The sequence below is a fragment of the Nonomuraea sp. NPDC048916 genome (genome assembly GCF_040649575.1).
In the GTDB taxonomy this organism is placed as follows: domain Bacteria; phylum Actinomycetota; class Actinomycetes; order Streptosporangiales; family Streptosporangiaceae; genus Nonomuraea.
Genome location: NZ_JBEZFS010000054.1, coordinates 1 through 17,014, shown reverse-complemented (window position 1 = coordinate 17,014; position 17,014 = coordinate 1). Strand labels below are relative to the sequence as shown.

General features: G+C 67.1%; 17 protein-coding genes and 1 tRNA gene. 12 read left to right on the top strand and 6 right to left on the bottom strand.

All coding sequences use genetic code 11. From position 1 onward, the window contains the following. Nucleotides 1-20 precede the first annotated feature (20 nt). From galU to AB0C16_RS36435, 7 genes are all read left to right on the top strand, one after another. A complete protein-coding gene (gene galU / locus AB0C16_RS36465; RefSeq protein ID WP_357690063.1) occupies nt 21-923 on the top strand; it encodes a UTP--glucose-1-phosphate uridylyltransferase GalU in 903 nt (300 codons plus the stop codon). After that, nucleotides 910-2,097 (top strand): gephyrin-like molybdotransferase Glp, encoded by a 1,188-nt coding sequence (glp, locus tag AB0C16_RS36460; RefSeq protein WP_357690061.1) that lies wholly within the window; start codon nt 910-912, stop codon nt 2,095-2,097. The genes galU and glp overlap by 14 nt, the downstream gene beginning before the upstream one ends. Beyond that, the gene (moaC, locus tag AB0C16_RS36455; protein WP_357690059.1) at nt 2,094-2,564 is read left to right on the top strand and encodes a cyclic pyranopterin monophosphate synthase MoaC; all 471 of its coding nucleotides are present in this window, start codon (nt 2,094-2,096) and stop codon (nt 2,562-2,564) included. Before glp ends, moaC begins: the two co-directional genes overlap by 4 nt. Further along, nucleotides 2,561-3,037 carry a MogA/MoaB family molybdenum cofactor biosynthesis protein gene (locus AB0C16_RS36450; RefSeq protein ID WP_357690057.1) on the top strand — a complete coding sequence of 159 codons (477 nt, stop codon included), beginning with the start codon at nt 2,561-2,563 and terminating at the stop codon, nt 3,035-3,037. Before moaC ends, AB0C16_RS36450 begins: the two co-directional genes overlap by 4 nt. Nucleotides 3,038-3,108: 71 nt before the next feature. Next, nucleotides 3,109-3,762 (top strand): GNAT family protein, encoded by a 654-nt coding sequence (locus AB0C16_RS36445; RefSeq protein ID WP_357690055.1) that lies wholly within the window; start codon nt 3,109-3,111, stop codon nt 3,760-3,762. A 124-nt stretch (nt 3,763-3,886) separates the two neighbouring features. Further along, on the top strand, nt 3,887-4,483 hold the full coding sequence (locus AB0C16_RS36440) for a hypothetical protein (RefSeq protein ID WP_357690053.1): 597 nt from the start codon (nt 3,887-3,889) through the stop codon (nt 4,481-4,483). 49 nt (nt 4,484-4,532) lie between these two features. Beyond that, nucleotides 4,533-4,606: transfer RNA gene (locus AB0C16_RS36435), tRNA-Ala, on the top strand. A gap of 31 nt (nt 4,607-4,637) precedes the next feature. Here AB0C16_RS36435 and AB0C16_RS36430 read toward each other — a convergent pair. Together AB0C16_RS36430 and AB0C16_RS36425 are read right to left on the bottom strand one after the other, a co-directional pair. Continuing rightward, entirely contained in the window at nt 4,638-4,871 is a 234-nt protein-coding gene (locus AB0C16_RS36430; RefSeq protein WP_357690121.1) for a tyrosine-type recombinase/integrase, read from the bottom strand. A gap of 200 nt (nt 4,872-5,071) precedes the next feature. After that, nucleotides 5,072-5,983, bottom strand: coding sequence for a tyrosine-type recombinase/integrase (locus tag AB0C16_RS36425; protein ID WP_357690051.1), 912 nt, complete (start codon nt 5,981-5,983; stop codon nt 5,072-5,074). 273 nt (nt 5,984-6,256) lie between these two features. Between AB0C16_RS36425 and AB0C16_RS36420 the strand changes: the two genes are divergently transcribed. From AB0C16_RS36420 to AB0C16_RS36405, 4 genes are all read left to right on the top strand, one after another. Continuing rightward, the gene (locus AB0C16_RS36420; RefSeq protein ID WP_357690119.1) at nt 6,257-6,883 is read left to right on the top strand and encodes a transposase; all 627 of its coding nucleotides are present in this window, start codon (nt 6,257-6,259) and stop codon (nt 6,881-6,883) included. A gap of 368 nt (nt 6,884-7,251) precedes the next feature. Beyond that, entirely contained in the window at nt 7,252-11,829 is a 4,578-nt protein-coding gene (locus tag AB0C16_RS36415; protein WP_357690049.1) for an NACHT domain-containing protein, read from the top strand. Between the two features lie 216 nt (nt 11,830-12,045). Continuing rightward, nucleotides 12,046-12,351 (top strand): DUF6247 family protein, encoded by a 306-nt coding sequence (locus AB0C16_RS36410; protein WP_357690047.1) that lies wholly within the window; start codon nt 12,046-12,048, stop codon nt 12,349-12,351. Continuing rightward, complete coding sequence (locus AB0C16_RS36405) at nt 12,348-12,593, top strand: hypothetical protein (protein ID WP_357690045.1); 246 nt, start codon at nt 12,348-12,350, stop codon at nt 12,591-12,593. The genes AB0C16_RS36410 and AB0C16_RS36405 overlap by 4 nt, the downstream gene beginning before the upstream one ends. Nucleotides 12,594-13,485: 892 nt before the next feature. Here AB0C16_RS36405 and AB0C16_RS36400 read toward each other — a convergent pair. From AB0C16_RS36400 to AB0C16_RS36385, 4 genes are all read right to left on the bottom strand, one after another. Beyond that, nucleotides 13,486-14,031 carry a hypothetical protein gene (locus AB0C16_RS36400; RefSeq protein ID WP_357690043.1) on the bottom strand — a complete coding sequence of 182 codons (546 nt, stop codon included), beginning with the start codon at nt 14,029-14,031 and terminating at the stop codon, nt 13,486-13,488. Between the two features lie 172 nt (nt 14,032-14,203). Beyond that, nucleotides 14,204-14,731 carry an N-acetyltransferase family protein gene (locus AB0C16_RS36395; protein ID WP_357690041.1) on the bottom strand — a complete coding sequence of 176 codons (528 nt, stop codon included), beginning with the start codon at nt 14,729-14,731 and terminating at the stop codon, nt 14,204-14,206. A gap of 207 nt (nt 14,732-14,938) precedes the next feature. After that, on the bottom strand, nt 14,939-15,184 hold the full coding sequence (locus AB0C16_RS36390; RefSeq protein ID WP_357690039.1) for a DUF2716 domain-containing protein: 246 nt from the start codon (nt 15,182-15,184) through the stop codon (nt 14,939-14,941). After that, nucleotides 15,066-15,941, bottom strand: a complete 876-nt coding sequence (locus AB0C16_RS36385) for a hypothetical protein (protein ID WP_357690037.1) — start codon at nt 15,939-15,941, stop codon at nt 15,066-15,068. Before AB0C16_RS36385 ends, AB0C16_RS36390 begins: the two co-directional genes overlap by 119 nt. A gap of 256 nt (nt 15,942-16,197) precedes the next feature. Between AB0C16_RS36385 and AB0C16_RS36380 the strand changes: the two genes are divergently transcribed. Then, on the top strand, nt 16,198-16,404 hold the full coding sequence (locus AB0C16_RS36380; RefSeq protein ID WP_357690035.1) for a hypothetical protein: 207 nt from the start codon (nt 16,198-16,200) through the stop codon (nt 16,402-16,404). Nucleotides 16,405-17,014 lie beyond the last annotated feature (610 nt).

The window sequence follows — 17,014 nt, the reverse complement described above, 5'->3', positions numbered from 1 at the left end:
ACCTCCACTAGGGTCTAGACATGGCTGACTTCGACCCTGTGACGAAAGCCGTGGTGCCCGCCGCGGGTCTGGGCACCCGGTTCCTTCCGGCGACCAAGGCGACACCCAAGGAGATGTTGCCCATCGTCGACAAGCCCGCGATCCAGTATGTCGTTGAGGAAGCGGCCTCCGCCGGGCTCCTCGACGTTCTCATGGTCACGGGCAAGAACAAACGGTCGATCGAGGATCATTTTGACCGGGCGTTCGAGCTGGAGGAGGTGCTCGAAGCCAAGGGCGACGAGCACAAGCTGTCCCAGGTCCGTGAGCCGGCCGCCCTCGCGACCCTGCACTACGTGCGGCAGGGCGAGCCGAAGGGCCTCGGCCACGCGGTGCTCTGCGCCAAACAGCACGTCGGCGACCACCCGTTCGCCTGCCTGCTCGGCGACGACCTGATCGACTATCGCGACGAGCTGCTCAAACGCATGATCAAGGTGCGCGACAGGTTCGGCGGCAGCGTCATCGCGCTGATGGAGGTGCCCAGGGAGCAGGTCTCGCTGTACGGCGTGGCCACGATCGAGGCGACCGACGAGGACGACGTCGTCCGCGTCACCGACCTGGTCGAGAAGCCGCCGGCCGACGAGGCGCCGTCCAACTGGGCCATCATCGGCCGCTACGTCATCGACCCCGCGGTGTTCGAGGTGCTGGAGAACACCCCACCCGGCCGCGGCGGCGAGATCCAGCTCACCGACGCGCTCCGCACGCTCGCGGGATACTCCGGCGACAAGGGCGGCCCCGTGCACGGCGTGCTGTTCCGCGGACGCCGCTACGACACCGGTGACAAGCTCGACTACCTGCGCACAGTGGTCAAGTTCGCGGCGGACCGGCCCGACCTGGCGCCCGACTTCGTGCCCTGGCTGCGAGAGTTCCTCGATGAAATCGGTTGACGCGCACCTGGCCGACATCCTGGCCACCGTACGCCCGCTCGCGCCGCTGGAGCTCGAGCTGGAGCGCGCCCTGGGCACGACGCTGGCCGAGGAGGTGACCTCGCCGCTGCCGCTGCCGCCGTTCGACAACTCCGCCATGGACGGCTATGCCGTACGAGCCGCCGACATCGCCGAGGTGCCGGTCACCCTGCCGGTGATCGACGACGTGGCCGCCGGGTCCGACGAGCTGCGGGCCGTCGGCCCCGGCCATGCCGTACGGATCATGACCGGTGCCCCGGTGCCCGCGGGCGCCGACACGGTCGTCCCGGTCGAATGGACCAACGGCGGCACCGCCTCGGTCACGATCGAGTGCACCGCCGGCCCCGGCAACGCCATCCGCCGGGCCGGCGAGGACGTCCAGGCGGGGGAGACGGTGCTCAAACCGGGCACCGTGATCGGCCCGGCCCAGCTGGGCATCATCGCCGGGGTGGGCCGCCGCCGCGTCTGGGCGCGCCCCCGCCCCCGCGTCGTCGTCCTCGCGACCGGCGCCGAGCTCGTCGAGCCGGGCCTGCCGCTGGGTCCCGGGCAGATCTGGGATTCCAACAGCTTCACACTGACCGCCGCCGTCCGGCAGGCGGGAGCCGAGGGCTTCCGCGCCGACACCGTCGGCGACGACCCGGCCGCCTTCCTCGACCAGCTCGACGCGCAGCTGGTGCGCGCCGACGCGGTCATCACCAGCGGCGGCGTCTCGATGGGCGCCTACGAGCCGGTCAAGGAGGCCCTCGCGCCGCTCGGCACGGTCCGCTTCGAGAAGGTCGCCATGCAACCCGGCATGCCGCAGGGCTTCGGCGTCGTGGGCGAGGACCAGGTGCCGATTTTCGCGCTGCCCGGCAACCCCGTCTCGTCGTACGTCTCCTTCATGCTCTTCGTACGGCCGGCGCTGCGCAGGATGTGCGGGCTGCCCACCGGCCTGCCCGAGACCGAGACCGCGCACGTCGTCGGGGCGCTGCGGTCACCCGAGGGGAAGCGTTCGTTCGTGCGCGGCGTGCTGTCCTCCGACGGCACGGTGTCGCCGGTGCGCGGGCAGGGCTCGCACCAACTGGCCGCGCTGGCCTCGGCCAACGCGCTCATCGTGGTGGCGGAGGACGTGACCGAGGTGCCTTCGGGCGCCGCTGTGGAGGTGATCCGGCTGTGAGTGAGTTCACTCATCTCGACGAGACGGGCGCGGCGCGCATGGTCGACGTCTCGGCCAAGGACATCGGGGCGCGCACGGCCACCGCCACCGGACGGGTGTTGCTGTCGCCCGCGGTGGTGGAGCTGCTGCGGTCGGGAGAGGTGCCCAAGGGCGACGCGCTCGGGGTCGCGCGGATCGCGGGCATCATGGGGGCGAAACGGACGCCCGACCTGATCCCGCTCTGCCATCCGATCGCGCTGCACGGGGTGAAGGTGACCCTCGACGTCGAAGACTGGGGAGTGGCGATCACCTCCCGGGTGAAGACCGCCGACCGCACCGGCGTGGAGATGGAGGCGCTGACCGCGGTCTCGGTGGCGGCGCTGGCCCTGATCGACATGGTCAAGGCGGTGGATCCCGCCGCGGTCGTCACCGACGTGCGGGTGGAGGAGAAGACGGGCGGCAAGACCGGACTCTGGACGCGGCCATGATCCGGGCGCTCGTGGTGACCGTGTCGAACCGGGCATCTGCCGGGATTTATGACGACAAGTCGGGGCCGATTCTCGTCTCGCTGCTCGCCGAGGCGGGGTGCGAGGTGGAGGGGCCCGTGGTGGTGCCCGACGGCGAGCCGGTGGAAGCGGCGCTGCGGGAGGGGGTTTCCTCCGGATACGACGTGATCGTGACGACCGGAGGCACGGGACTGACACCGACCGATCTGACGCCGGAGATGACCGCCCGAGTCATTTCTCGGGAAATTCCCGGCATAGCCGAGGCCATCCGCCAGGCGAACCGGGACAAAGTGCCCACTTCCATCCTGTCCCGTGGTCTCGCCGGACAGGCGGGTGACACCATCATCGTCAATCTGCCCGGATCCTCCGGTGGCGTACGCGATGGCGTTGCCGTACTCGCTCCTGTCCTCCCGCACGCGGTGGAGCAGGTGCGCGGCGGCGATCACCCGCGCTGACGCCCCACGATTCGGTGTGCTCAGGGTCACCACTGATGATCCGTGGCGACATCGTGCCCGATAGGGGGATGATGAGAAACGTGGATCGACTTCGTGGCTGGCCGGCGACCCTGGCGGAGGGGCCGGTCGGCCTCCGGCCGTTGCGGCTGGCCGACGTGCGAACATGGCGCGAGACCCGGCTGCGCAACGCCGACTGGCTGCGCCCCTGGGAGCCCAGCAACCCGGAGACGCCGCTGTTCAGGACCGGCCTGGGCCCCTACATCTCCATGGTCGGCACCCTGCGCCGCGAGGCCAGGCAGGGCATGGCGCTACCCTGGGTGATCACCTACGGTGGCCGCTTCGCCGGCCAGCTCACCGTCGGCGCCATCGTCTGGGGCTCGGCCCGCTCCGCCCAGGTCGGCTACTGGATCGACGGCGCCGTCGCCGGCCGCGGCATCACCCCCACGGCCCTCGCCATGGCCGTCGACCACTGCTTCTTCACCACCGGCCTCCACCGCCTCGAAGCCAACATCCGCCCCGAGAACCAAGCCAGCCGCAGAGTGGTTGAGAAGCTCGGATTCCGGGAAGAAGGCATTCGGCGTCGTCAACTCCACATCGATGGGGCCTGGCGCGATCACATCTGTTACGCGTTGACCGTCGAGGACGTTCCTGGCGGGCTGCTCGTGCAGTGGCGTCGTGCGCGTGAAGCAGCCGCTCACGGTGGGTCTCCAGTAGAAGAGGTTTGACGATCTCGCGACACACCGCACCGAATGCTCGTCAATCAGTGACACGCGGTCTTACGGTGCGTGACGTGAGCACATCGAGAACGCCGACGACACGAGGGCGTTTTCGTCGTGCCCGGAGGTGGTCGTGAGCAGCGTCCTCCTCTATCTCGCCATCGTCGTCATGTGGTTGTGCGTGCTTGTCCCGATGTGGCTGCGCAGGGACAAGACCAACCTCGCCGAGCTGGTGGAGCTCGAGGAACACTACACCGGCGAGCACCAACTGCCCGACCTCGAACACCTCTCCATGGACGCGGGCGAGGGCGCCGAGTCCGACGACGACGCCATGCCGCTGGAGAGCGAGCGCATCGACCCCCGGCAGTTTCGAGCCCGGCGACGCGCCATCATCGTGGCCCGGCGCCGCCGCCTCCTCTTCTTCACCGCACTGCTCGTCATCGCCTCGGTGGTGACCGCCTCGGTCGACATGATGCCGTGGTGGGGAGTCGCCCCGGCCGTGGTCATCATGCTGTCCTACCTGGCCTTCCTGCGCATCGCCGTACAGGTCGATCAGGAACGCCGCCAGCGGGCCGCCCAGGCGCGAGCCCGCCGGCTCCGCGAACAGCGCCGCGCCGAGCGGCTCGCCGCCGAGCAGGCCGAGGCCGAGATCATCGACCTCGCGGCCCGGCAGGCGGACGTCCTCTTCGACCAGTACGCCGAACCGCCGAGGCGCGCGGTGGGCGACTGATTGGTGGCGCGAGAACCTCCTGGAGTTTGCTAATCTGGTCGAGGTTCATGGGGATGTAGCGCAGTCCGGTAGCGCACTTCGTTCGCATCGAAGGGGTCAGGGGTTCGAATCCCCTCATCTCCACTGGCATTTTTGCAGGTTAGAGGCCCGCACCTCATCGCGAGGGGCGGGCCTCTAGCCGTTCGTGCGTCACACGTGCGTCAGAGCGTTCGGAAGCGTCGCCGCCGGAACGCCGCGCCCACACCCCGAGAATCTCGCCGTGGGCGTCCGGAGCGAGGTGCGCGTAGCGCTCCGTGGTCGACGAGCGCTCATGGCCCAGCAGATGCTGAACGTGATAGAGCGGGACGCCGGCCTGAACCAACCAGCACGCCGCCGTGTGCCGCGTCACCCGCGGCGGGTGCCGGGGCAGCAAGTGCGCTGGATCGTCGCACACCTCCAGCCCGCACGACCCGGCCGCGCGGAGTCCGAGCGAGTATTCCTTCGACGGCGGCCGCTTGCCGCACGTGCGGGTCGCCTCCACTGCAACGCATCACACCCGGGTCCGGAAGTCGCCGTCGTCGATCGGGCCGCCCTTGACCGCCTGGAACATCAGCCCCGGGCATGGGCCACGACTCGGCAGCCGAGTGCCGTTGGCCAGCACCGCGGGCAGGTGCACTGGCCCCACGGCTGGCGGCCGTCCATGAGGGTCTTCATCGTGGCCAGCGTCTCTGGCGGCACCGGCACGGTGCGGCGGGACTTCTTGGACTTGCCGTGCTCGCGCAGCCCGTATCGGGTCATGACGTAGTGCACCTGCACCTGGCCGCGCAGCCAGTCGATGCGGTTGGTGTGGAGCCCGTAGATCTCGCCGGGTCTGAGCCCCACGTCCATGCCCAGCTCGACCAGGGTTCGGCAGGAAAGGCCGAACATACGCTCAACGGTGTCGTAGAGGGCGGCTGCCTCGGACGGCTCGTAGAACGCGATCGGTGGCACCTCGTTGCGGGGCAGCCTCAGCTTGGCGAACGGGTTGGCGGCCACCAGCGGTGGATCCTCCCGCATTGCCGCCGTGTACAGGCTGCTCATCACCGCGACGATCTCGTGGATGGTGGCCGCCGACAGGTACGGCACTGCCTCGTCGTCGCCCACGACGTCAGGTCCCCAGTGGCGGGCCCGCTTGGTGCCCTTCAGCTTGTTGACCCAGGACTGGGCCTCCATGCGGGTCACTGCCGTCATGGGCCAGTTCGCCCACATCCCCTCGCAGTGGGTGCGCCAGAGCGAGTCGACCTTCGCCTGGGTCGGCGACTCCAGCGCCGAAGCCTGCCGGCGACGCTCCCGCCATTCGCCGAGCTTGACCTCGCCGGCGCGGGGGTCGCGCCGGTGGCCGCTCTTGTACTCGGCCTCGAGCTTGAGTGCCCAGTCCTTGACGACGGACTTGAGCTTGTTCGACTGGGTGACGCGGCGGCCGTTGGGCATCCACACGGTCGCCTGCCACTTGCCGGACTTCAGCTTGCGGTAGTAGGGCATCAGCCGCCTCCGGGGTGCTGCTGCTCGCCCAGCACTCGGTCCAAGGCCTGCTCGAGTTGCGCGGCAGTGTCGATGGTCAGCAGGCCTTCGGGCACGAAGATCGTGAGTCCGTCGGGGCTCCATGTGAGCCTGGCCTGCGGGGCGGCATCGGCGAGACGTCGCCCGGCGACGTGGGTGAAGTCGCTCCAGCGCCGAGCTTCGCCGCGCGTGTCGCGGGTGGCTGAGTGAGCTTCCCCCGTTTTTCTGGAGGCTTTGGATCACGGCCTGTGGATCATGGGAAAGGTCTCGATCATGGGGAAGCGGAAGTACCCACTGGAGCTACGCGAGCGTGCGCTGAGGTTGTATCGGCAGGCTGAGCCAAAGCCGGTGATCGCGCACCTGGCCGAGCAACTGGGCAGGGGCATCCATCGTGAGGCGCTGCGGAACTGGATCCGGCAGGACCAGGCCGACCACGGCGAGCGTGACGACCTGCCGACCACCGCGATGCTGGAGGAGAACCGGCGGCTTGCCCGAGAGAACGCCGAGCTCAAGCGGGTCAACGAGATCCTGCGGGCGGCCAGCGCTTATTTCGCCCAGGAGTTCGACCCGACCCGGCGGCGGTGCATGAGGTTCATCGACGCCCACCCAGGCCTTGCCGCGGTCGAAGATGACGGTTGTCGTCCCTCCAGCCAACTTGGGCAGCAGTGCCGCGAAGTCGGTGGAGGATTCGCCGCAGGCAGGGATGAGCACCACTGCTGGATCGCCCTCTCCCTCGATCCAGAGGTGGATACGCCGACCGCCGACATTGACCATGCGGCCGGGCGGCGGGTAGCGGCGCCAGTCCCGGGCCAAGCCCCACGTCTGGTAGGCGGCGCTGGCCATGCCGAGCCCGGCCGCGCTGGCAGCCGCGGCAGTAGCTGATCGCTTGAGGATGTGCACGCCCTCTACGCAAGCAGGGCTTCGTATCGCCATGCGTCCGCACGGTCACATGCCGCTATCGAGTAGCGCTCGGTCTACGGGACGGTGCCGTCACAGGAGGCGATCACGAACGCTCCCTCCGACGTGGTACGGGCTGACCACCCGGCCGGCCACGACGATCTCACAGGTGATGTCGCCCGCGCACGTCGTGTTGCGCGCCGACACTGCGACCGATCCGCAGAGGGTGGATGGCTGGTAACGCGTTCGTCACTATGGGTCCCGCTCGTGCTGGTATGGAGCACTGTGGAGGCATGTCGAAGACGCCAGGGGGTTCAGGGCCGGCGCCCCGTTCGCAGGTATGGCGGTGGGTGATGCTCGCCGCAGTCGTGGTGATGGCGGCGATGCTGGCGGTGGGGCTGGCTGGCTTCTTCGCCGATCCGCTGCACCTGTCGGCGGACGTGCTGGGCGTGCTGGATCAGCGGGCCAGCGTGGTGAGCATGTTCATCGGCGCGGGCGGGCTGGTGGTCGCGGTGGCGGCGCTGTTGCTGCAATTCCGCGCCAACGGCTCCCAGCCGGCCGCCGTCGCGTCTAAGGCTGGGATGCGACGTCCGCGGATGCTGGCGCGGACCATTGCATCGGTCACGATGGCTGCCGCCATCGGTCTGGCGGTCAACCAGGTCATCGATGACGGGAAGGTGAACTGGAGCTGGGTTTTTCTGACTTTCTGGATGGCGGTAGGCGGCGGCTTGCTCCTGGCTTACGCGTCGAGGCAACTCTCACAATCTCCTCCGGACTCCGAGCACCTTGAGGAGGCGGAGGTCAGGCTGGCAGCCCTTGTACGAGACGCATATGTATGGGAAGCGCTCACAGCGGGCCTGTTCGACCCCGCCCCTTTGCCGCTCCGATGGAGCGGCCTCGGCAGCCCGAGGGTTAGGGGCAACGCCGAAAACCTGGTTCGATCATTCATGTCGTCGCCCGTGCGCCGGCTGCTGATCCTCGGCGCACCAGGATCAGGAAAGACGACTCTCGCGAAACTCGTGCTTCTTGAGCTGCTGGACAACCGCGCCAAGGATGATCCTGTCCCGGTCATATTCGGCCTCTCTAGCTGGGATCCCACGATCCAGCCATTCCATGACTGGCTGGCGGCCCGTCTGCAGGCCGAGTATCCCGTGCTGGCCGCCATGTCGTCCGGCCCGGACACCGCCCGTGCACTGGTTGCCCGGCGTCGGATCCTGCCGATCCTGGATGGGCTCGACGAGGTTCCCATCGCCCAGCGGGCGCTTGTCGTGAGCGCGCTCCAGGCGATGTCGGCGCCCGGTGAGCCCTTGATCATCACCAGCCGGACTTCGGAGTTCCGGGAACTCTTCGATGATCGAGGATCGGGACTCTTCGCCGGTGGCCTAGTGATCGAGCTGCTTTCGCTGCATCCTGCCGACGTCGTCCAGGCTCTCTCTGTTCGCCTTCCGGGGTCATCCAGTGCGGGTTGGGCCGCCCTGCTGGACGCACTCGTCACGAGTCCCAAGGGTCCGCTCGCCCAGGCGCTGACCATGCCGTGGGCAACTTCCTTGTTGTTTAAGGCGTACGGCCGCGACGGCGATCCCTCCGAGCTTTTGGACACCATCCGCCTTCCCGACGCCGAGGCCATAGAACGTCATCTGCTCGACCGGCTCGTCGATTCACAGTCCTTGCCCGCATACGCCGAGCGGAGCTATCACCCAACTGACACCCGTCGTTGGCTGTCCTTTCTCGCCCATTACATGACGGGGGCGATGACCAGCGACTTAGCGTGGTGGCAGCTGCCGGGCGCCGTCTCGCCGGTCCTCCACAAGGGTCTCGGCGCTAGCTTCGGCGCCGGCCTCATGCTGACTGTGGCGATCGCCCTGTCCGCCTTCTCTGCCGGGACCGCTCCGCTGCTCCTACTGCTAGCGGGGATGGGAGGGTTGACCGGCTACCTGGCAGCGTCCTTCGGACGACGCCGCTCCATCGCTCTTCGTCCTCGTTCCAGGATCCGCCGTCAGTCCGCATCCCCTCGAGCGACCCTCGGTGCCGCTCTGGTTGCCGCGTTGGCCGAATCGTTCGTGGCCGGGCTTGCCGTCGCCGCCTCATACGAGCTCGTCCAGCGCCTCATCACGGGGATATCGCCAGGGTTCCAGGCAGCTCTCTGGATCGGCTCGGTGGCCGGGCTCATCTTCGGGATGGGCACACCCGGTTTCGCCTATCTTCTGACGGTCGTCATCCTCGCGGCCCGGCGTAAGGTTCCGTTCCGGCTGATGTCGTTCCTTCAGCACGCGCACCGCATCGGCCTGCTCCAGCAGGTCGGGCCGGTCTACCGGTTCCGTCACCTCCTCCGGGACCTGCTGGCTGGACCACGCCTGGCGAAGCCCGCCGCCGCTGCCGTGCGTGAGACGCTCGACGAGGAGACCCAGCTCGCCCGTGACATCACCGAGCCTGAGGCCCCGCTCGACGATGCCCCCGTCACGGCACCCGCCGGCGATAAGCCGCCCGCCGACGTGCCCAAGGCGCAGCCGCCGTTCATGGTGAGGTCGCAGTTCACCGTGCTGCCGCCGACGAGCAACATAGACGAGGTGGCCCAGGCGAAGATCTGCGAAGAGACCCTCGTCCTGAGCGAGGTGCTGTTGAAGATCGACGAGTCCAGCCAGAACCGTTCCCGCGCGGCCGTGAAAGGCCTGGTCCAAAGGCTGATCGCAGCCAACGCTGACGCGGTCGATTGGGCGGCTGCAGCGCAGTACGAGCGCTTTACCCAGGCACGGGAGCGTCTCGTCGACGCTGCCTGGCTGCCGTTCTGGAGTCGTCCCGCACGGGTGTACCGCGTGGCGGCCTGGCTAGCGGGAGGTCTGGCGGGGTGGACGGCGGGCATGTGGTGGCTGCCGGTGGGGACGTTCAGGCTCGTACTAGCGGCAGCCCTGGTGGGGTGCGTGGTCATGTCGGTGATTAGCCTGGCGATGGCGCACAGAAAGCAGCAAGGAAAAGGCAGCACCTACGGTAGGGCGCTGCGCAATGCGCTGACCCGTCCGCTGCCGCTCCTGTTGGCCGGTGGGCTGGTCTGCTCCTTCTTCGACCAGGCGACAGGCTTTGTCCAGGTGGCGCGTGAGCCAGCGGAGCCGCCTCTGCTGTTGTGGGCATCCTACGGCGCCTGGCTGGTAGCGATCTTGTTGTGGCTGTCGAGCGCGCCTTCCTTCCAGATACGGACGATCCTCGCTGCCCGTGACCCGGCCGAGTGGCTGCGGTTACCTCCGAACCTGGCCGGGTATCGTGTCGCGGCCGAGCAGGCGTACCAGGACTGGATCGGCGCCATGGTGCGAGAGGGCGTCATGCCCCTCCTGCGCGCCGAACTGCACGACGAGCGCGACGACATGAGCACGGTCCTGCCCGAGCTCGATCTGAGCAGGCTCGGCGGGCTGAGCAGGATTGACGAGTTCGTAGCCACCGAGCAGAGCAAGTATCTGAGGCACCTCGTCGCCAAGCTCGGCAGCGGGAGTGTCGGGGTGAGCGGTTCCAGGGGCGCGGGCAAGAGTACGGTCCTGCGCCACTTGTGCGGCCGTGACCAGAACGGGGCGACGGCGCATCTGTGCCTGTTGGTCCATGCGCCTACTGCTTACGACCCCAAGGACTTCCTTACCCACCTGTTCCTCAAGGTCTGCGAGGAGGTCACCGGGGACACCGGCGAGCAGGCTTCAGCGCGCAGGCTGAAGTTCCGCCTCGTCAGACTCCTGCCCCCGATCGCCGTATTGCTCGGCACCGCAATGCTGGCTGGGTCGCTGCGCTGGGCTCATATCCAGCCGGTGATAGTCGACGTGAACAAGCGACCGGAACTGCTCGTCGCCGCACTCGGGGCGATCCTGATCGTCATGGGTCTGGCCGCGGCGTGGCGATCGAGCCGGCGCAGGCCGCAGGTCATGTGGTCCAGCACCTCGGAGGTTACCGCCCGCGCTCACCTACGGTCACTGCGCTATCTGCAGGCGGTGACCCAGACGCACAGCGGCGAGGTGGGCCTGCCGGGAGGAGGCAAACTGAGCAGACAGTCTGCCTTACAGCGAACCGAGCAGGCGCGGAGTTATCCGCAGTTGGTTGCGGACCTGCGAGACCTGCTGGGCCAGATCTCCCTGGACCGGCAGCGCCTGCAGGGCAAGGTCATCATCGGGATCGACGAACTGGACAAGATCGGGACCGCTGAAGACGCCGAGCGCTTCCTCAACGACCTGAAAGTGATTTTCGGGGTGCACGGTTGCTACTTCCTCGTGGCCCTGTCGGAGGATGCTCTCACTGGGTTTGAGCGCCGGAGCCTCGCCATCAGGAACACCTTTGACAGCGCTTTCGACACGATCGTCCGCATCCCGCCTCTGCGGAGCGCCGAATCGCGTACTCTGCTGACCCGCCGCGGGATAAACCTGCCGATCCCGTACGTCTGGCTGTGCCACGCGCTGACCGGCGGCCTGCCCCGCGACCTGCTGCGTGCCACACTCGATCTTTCCACTCTCGCGGCGCGACACGACGACCACGACCTGGTCTCCTTGGCGGCCAGGCTGATCCGGCAGGACCTCAGCGTGGTCATCGGAGCCCAGCTTCGCGCGGCCGCGCAGCTCACCGGCGATCACGCTCCGGCCATCACCGAATGGCTGGCCAAATGCGCGGCTGCGGCTCCCCTTACCGTCGCCGCCCTCGACGATCTCGCCGACGCCGCGCCACCCGATGCGGCGGACGAGTTTGTGGTCGTTCAGACCCAGGCCTACCTTTTCATCCTGGCGGCCCTGAGTAGGATCTTCATCGAGAGTTCGCAGGTTTCCTTGGCGCCGCTGCAGGCGGAGACCGAGCCGAACACCATTGACCGCATCGCCGAGACGCGCCTGCTCCTGGCGACGGATCCGCACCTGGCCTGGCACACGATCCGCCGGATCGCGGAGGCATCCTTCCTGTCCCCCGTCGAATAGGTGCACGGCGCATCTTGTGGGCACGAATTGGGATCAGGCGGTCTAGAGGGCGTCTTCTGCACGGACGCTGACAGGCAGCGTCGACGCTTCTTAAATGAGTTTGCTCCTCATGAATCCCTGGAGCTGATCGACAAGGCGTCTGCCCCCAGTAGAGAGTGATCTCTCAGATGGTACGGATTCTGAGGCGTGAGGGGAGTTGGCGGGTACCGTGGGGGCATGAGCGCGCAGCCTGTCCATGATCCTCGGTACGACCCGGAAGCGATCCTCCGGGCTCTGCCGGAGAAGTGGCGTCCGGTGTTCCTGGCCCAGTATCACGAGGCGTGGGAGGCGGCGCGTGAGCCGGGTGAGTACCATCGCCTGCCTGAGGTCCTCAACCTGTGGTGGCTGAACTCGATCGCGTTCTCCGATCCCACCTACGATCAGCGTGCTGAGGAGGCGGGTCGGGGCGTCGGCGAGGGTGTGGCGTTTGAGGAGGCGATTCCCGACTGGGAGGAGCGTCTGGCTCGGGTGCGGCGTACGTGAGCTTTCGCGTTGTTCTGTCTTCTTCGGCGTTGGCGAGGATGAAGGACTTCCCCGATGCTGCCCTGACGGCTCTGGTTGAGCGGACCGCCGATCTGCTGGAGGAGCCGTGGGATGCGCAGGTGCTGTATCCCGGACGTACGGACTATCGGCAGGCCACCTTCGGTGATTACGGCCTGCTTCACTTCCACGTCGATGAACAGGCTGAGCTGATGACCATCTACGAGTTGGTCTGGGCTGGTTGATCGGCCAGGTTGCTGGGTGACAAAGTGAGTGACGATCGAGGCGTACGCCGTCGGACGTTCGCGTACTTCTGGAGACTCCCGGTGCAGGTCAGAGGTCGGTCCGCACCTGATAGTGATCACGTTCAAGTGGCTTCGCATCGAAGGGTCAGGGGTTCGAATCCCCTCATCTCCACCCGGGGGCCGTTCTTGAAACGGCTGGACTGAAGTTGACGGGATCCCGTCTGATCATCGTGATCGGGCGGGATCTTGTCGTTTCAGGGGTTTCCGAATCGGGTTCGTCCTGGTTTGGGAGCCACGGAGCAGGTGTCCGGGAAGGCCCGGGTGGTGTCAGGGCGCTGGCAGGGGTCGGAATCTGCGTCGCTGGGCATGGCGATGCTGGCTCCGAGCTGGGTGCTGCGACAAGGTGATCTGAATTGCGGGTTATTCGGCGGGTGGTGGCCTGCTCCGGCCGGCGAGCGGTGTGCGGTGTGCGGTCGATGTGCTCTGCTGGGATCTCGAAGATATCGGTAGATGTGTCGGGCTCGTTGGGGGGCTGGTGGATATGGCGCCACTGGTCGAGGAAGTGGTCGTTGGCGACGGCGACGAGCAGGGCGACCAGGATGGTCTGGGCGACGCGACCGTGGGCGAGCCGGTTCTTCGGATCACTCAGGTCGAGGTCGTGGCCTTTGAGGCGGCCATTCAGCCCCTCCGTCATCGCCCTGGCAGTGGAGTACGTCCCTCGCCACGAAGGGCTGAGGTAAGGCAGGTCCTGGCGGAATTTGTCGAGGTGGCCGAGGTCGCCGGGGCGCAGGGTGATGGCTGCTGGTGGCCTTCAAAGAGTTAGGACTGTTGGGCGCTCACGCAACCCGGTGCCGTCGAGCTGCTACTCGGCGGCACCACTCTTTTGATCCCGTCACCAGACCGGCAAGCCCTGTTCAGTTCGTGGCGGCGCCCCTTCGCCGGCGAACCCGTTCACGCCGGACGCGATCGCGAACAAGCCCTGCTCGCGCTCGGTCAGCCAGCCATCGACCACCAGCCGCTTGAGCCGCGCGCGCATCCCCTCCACCTGACCGCGGACATCCTGCTGACCCAGCGCCCGCACCACATCCCGCGCCCGTAGCGGCTCGTCGGAGCTGGCCAGCAACACCACCGCGTCCTTGCGCAACCCCCGCAGGGCCGGACGCTTCTGAGGGACCTCCGCGTGCCCGGCGGTTTCCGGGGCGACGTGGCCTGCATCACCATGAGGATGGGCAACGGCGGCCTCGCCGGGCTCCGCGTCGGCCGGCTCGGCGGCCGCCTCCAGCGCGGTCAACTCCTCGCGCGCGATGGACAGTCGTTCCAAGCGCCGTCGTGCGGTGGCCATCCGCTCCTGCAGCTCCTCCATCTGCCTGGACAGCTCGGCGCATTGCTGCCGTGCGGCCTCCTCGGCCCGGTTCAGCTTTGTCAGCAGCGACGTCACCATCGCCTCCCTCGCGGCAGTCCCGAACCACCGTCATCACTCAGCGCATAGTTTAAACTCCACACTGTAGGCGGCGATGGCATCGCTGACCCTGAAGACTGCAAGATGATCTCCGGCGAAAGGACGCCAAGACCGGCAGGGTCACGCAGGCGTATGCCGCTGCGGGCGGTCGTTAAAGAAGACGCTCCATCCACAGCGAACTGATGTACTGACCGTTCTTGGCGGCGTACTCGTGGAACGTGCCGACCTCTGTGAAGCCGAACTTCCGATGCAACGCGACCGATGCATCGTTGGGCATGGCGATGCCTACGACGGCCACATGGATCGGCTCGTCGGCAATGCTTTCGAACAGAGCCCGATACAGCGACGTTCCCACCCCCAAGCCCCGGCAACCGGCATCGATCGCGACGCTGAGCTCAACCGTCTCCCGGAAGGCATCGTGATCCCGGTAACGCTGACTGCAGGCATAGCCCACCACCTGACCGTCTCGTCGAGCCACGAGCAGTCGGTAAGGGCCAGCGGAGGAGAACCGTTCGAACCAGGCGCGCCGCTCATCCACCCTGATCGGCCGGGTGTCGAAAGACGCGATCGAGTTCGCCGCCACATCGTTGAGGAGGTCGACAATTCCGGGGAGATCACCCTCATCCCCGACAGCAACCTCAACGGGCCCTGAACCATCAAGCGTGCGCACATCGTTCATGAGTCACATTCTGATCAAACCGGGTCTGCCTCGCTACCGCCGGAGTTCAGCCCGCCCGCACACCATCAACGAGAAGGCGGCGGGAATGCTCTCATCTCTCGCAGCTACCGTCTGGGAAGCGATCACTTCCCTTCCGGGAAACGATCTTCTCAACCCCTCCTGCACACCAGGTCAACCCGTTGGAGCCGCTTGCCGTGGGCGGAGGTGTCAGGGACGGACTCGCCTGACTGGCAGCCACGAGGTGAGCAGCGGGGCAAGTTCGGGGAGCAGGCTGGAGCCGAAGATGCAGAGGGTCTGTTCCCAGGGGTGGCCGAAGGTGCCGTTGGTCATGTCTTCAAGGAGGAAGACGTAGTAGTCGCCATTGGGGAAGATCTCGATGGGCCAGCCGGCGGTGTCGGCGAGGGCCTGGCGGTGGGGCCAGAACCACCAGCTTGGGTGCTGCCAGTCGAGCACGCAGGCGTTGTGACTCGGCGAAGGCGCGGGTCATGGCCAGCCGTCGACCCGCCTTGGACTTGGGATAGGGCTTGATCGTGATGTGCCCATTGATCTCGACTGCGACGCGGAGCACCCGGACGGTACCGGCATCGAGGTCGATGGCATCCCACCGCAGCCCGGCGCACCCACCCCACCGCAGTCCCGCTCCTGCGGCCAGGGCGACGACGGCGCGGTACCGGTCGGGGACGTGCCGGAGGAGCATGGCGAACTCCTCCCGCGTGATGATGCGGTCATCGGCGTCCTGGCGGCGGCGCCTCGGCAGGCGTACGCCCTCACACGGGTTCGCACCGATCAGCCGATCCCGCACGGCCGAGCGCATTACCCCGGACAGCAGGCGATGGCATTCGATCACGGTGGCGGAGGAGAGGCGCTTGCCGAGGTCGGTGACCCATGCCTGAACGGCTGAGTGGTCGACCTTGCCGAGCGGTACGTCCTGCCGGCGAGGCTGGACATGGTTGCGCATGATGGACTGGTCGCGCGCGGCGGTGGCCAGCTCGTGATTGCGGGACGCGAGCCAACTGCTCGCGTACGGGCCGAACTTGGTCTTGCCCGCGTGCGGATCGACATAGGAGCCGCGGTTGAGCGCGCTGTTGATCTCGGCGAGGAATGCCGTCGCCTCCCGCTTGGTGGGAAAGGTCTTTGAGCGCTGGCGGTCGGTCTGGTCGCGCCAGTTGGCGCGGTACGTTCCCGCCTTGGTCTTGACGATGTGTCCCATGTCAGCTCGCCTCGCTTTCCGGCGTTCCGTCCAGCCAGGTGTGGAACCGGCGCTTGGGGATCACCCAGCGGTTGCCCACGCGAATGGCCGGGATGGTGCCGTTGCGGACGAGGGTGTTGGTCGGGTCGTAGGGCAGGCGTTGCAGTTCTTGGGCTGGCTGAGCAGGCCACCTGAGCGGGCTGCAAGAGCAGGGCGACGGCTCCCAGACGGCATCCTTGTCCGCCGTGATGAGGCATCCCGCTGGGTGACGTATTGAGTGACGATCGTGGCGAACACGCTCGGACGTTCACGGACTCTCCAAGACTTCCGGCGCAGGTCACAGGGCCTATTCGCCCTGATGGAGATCATGGTTAAGTGGCTTCGCATCGAAGTGGTTATGACCTTGGCGTTCGCCTCCTCCGGCACAGTGAGGGTTTCCATCCTGGAACGGCAGGTCGAAAACTTGCTGACGGCGGCAGGTTGATCGACAAGTAGAGAAGCCCCTGGTGGAAGGGTTGTCGGCCATCCACCAGAGGCTTCGAGCTGCTGTTCTACCGTGCTGCGTTGTCATCGTCATCTCGGACGCTGTCCTACCTGTCCGACCTGATCCGCCGGCACCGCAAGAGGATCCGTTCACCATGAAGGCGTCTCAACCCAGGCCAGCAGGCACTCCTCGTGCTGGTCCACCTGCGCAAGGACGAAACGCTCGCCGGAGTTGCGGCCCGGCTTCGGCGTCGGAGTGGCCACCGCCTGGGCGCCACATCCGCGAGGCCATCGCCCTGCTCGTGTCGACGACACGTGAAAACTTCACGTGTCGTCGACAAACCGCTCGCCGGCGCAGTTCGGCGGGGTAGGTGGGTTTGCCTGGCATGGACTCGATCCTCTCAAGAGATCAAGTCTCCACCGAAGCCGGGGCGATTCACCCGGGTGCGCACCGGCCGGGCCTGCTAGTGCCGTAGCAGATCGGGTTTGCCCTGTTTCGTAACGGCACGCCGATCAAGGTCCCACCTCGGTCGGCGTGATCGTTTCAGACTGCTGTGGTGGCTGAACGGGTTCGCGTCCGCGAGATCGATGACGATGAAGGCAACCGGCTG

Excerpts from the sequence above, each read along its gene's own strand:
- galU (WP_357690063.1), top strand. The coding sequence starts at position 21 with ATGGCTGACTTCGACCCTGTGACGAAAGCCGTGGTGCCCGCCGCGGGT.
- glp (WP_357690061.1), top strand. The coding sequence starts at position 910 with ATGAAATCGGTTGACGCGCACCTGGCCGACATCCTGGCCACCGTACGC.
- AB0C16_RS36450 (WP_357690057.1), top strand. The coding sequence starts at position 2,561 with ATGATCCGGGCGCTCGTGGTGACCGTGTCGAACCGGGCATCTGCCGGG.
- AB0C16_RS36445 (WP_357690055.1), top strand. The coding sequence starts at position 3,109 with ATGAGAAACGTGGATCGACTTCGTGGCTGGCCGGCGACCCTGGCGGAG.
- AB0C16_RS36425 (WP_357690051.1), bottom strand. The coding sequence starts at position 5,983 with ATGCCCTACTACCGCAAGCTGAAGTCCGGCAAGTGGCAGGCGACCGTG.
- AB0C16_RS36420 (WP_357690119.1), top strand. The coding sequence starts at position 6,257 with ATGGGAAAGGTCTCGATCATGGGGAAGCGGAAGTACCCACTGGAGCTA.
- AB0C16_RS36415 (WP_357690049.1), top strand. The coding sequence starts at position 7,252 with ATGCTCGCCGCAGTCGTGGTGATGGCGGCGATGCTGGCGGTGGGGCTG.
- AB0C16_RS36410 (WP_357690047.1), top strand. The coding sequence starts at position 12,046 with ATGAGCGCGCAGCCTGTCCATGATCCTCGGTACGACCCGGAAGCGATC.
- AB0C16_RS36395 (WP_357690041.1), bottom strand. The coding sequence starts at position 14,731 with ATGAACGATGTGCGCACGCTTGATGGTTCAGGGCCCGTTGAGGTTGCT.
- AB0C16_RS36385 (WP_357690037.1), bottom strand. The coding sequence starts at position 15,941 with ATGGGACACATCGTCAAGACCAAGGCGGGAACGTACCGCGCCAACTGG.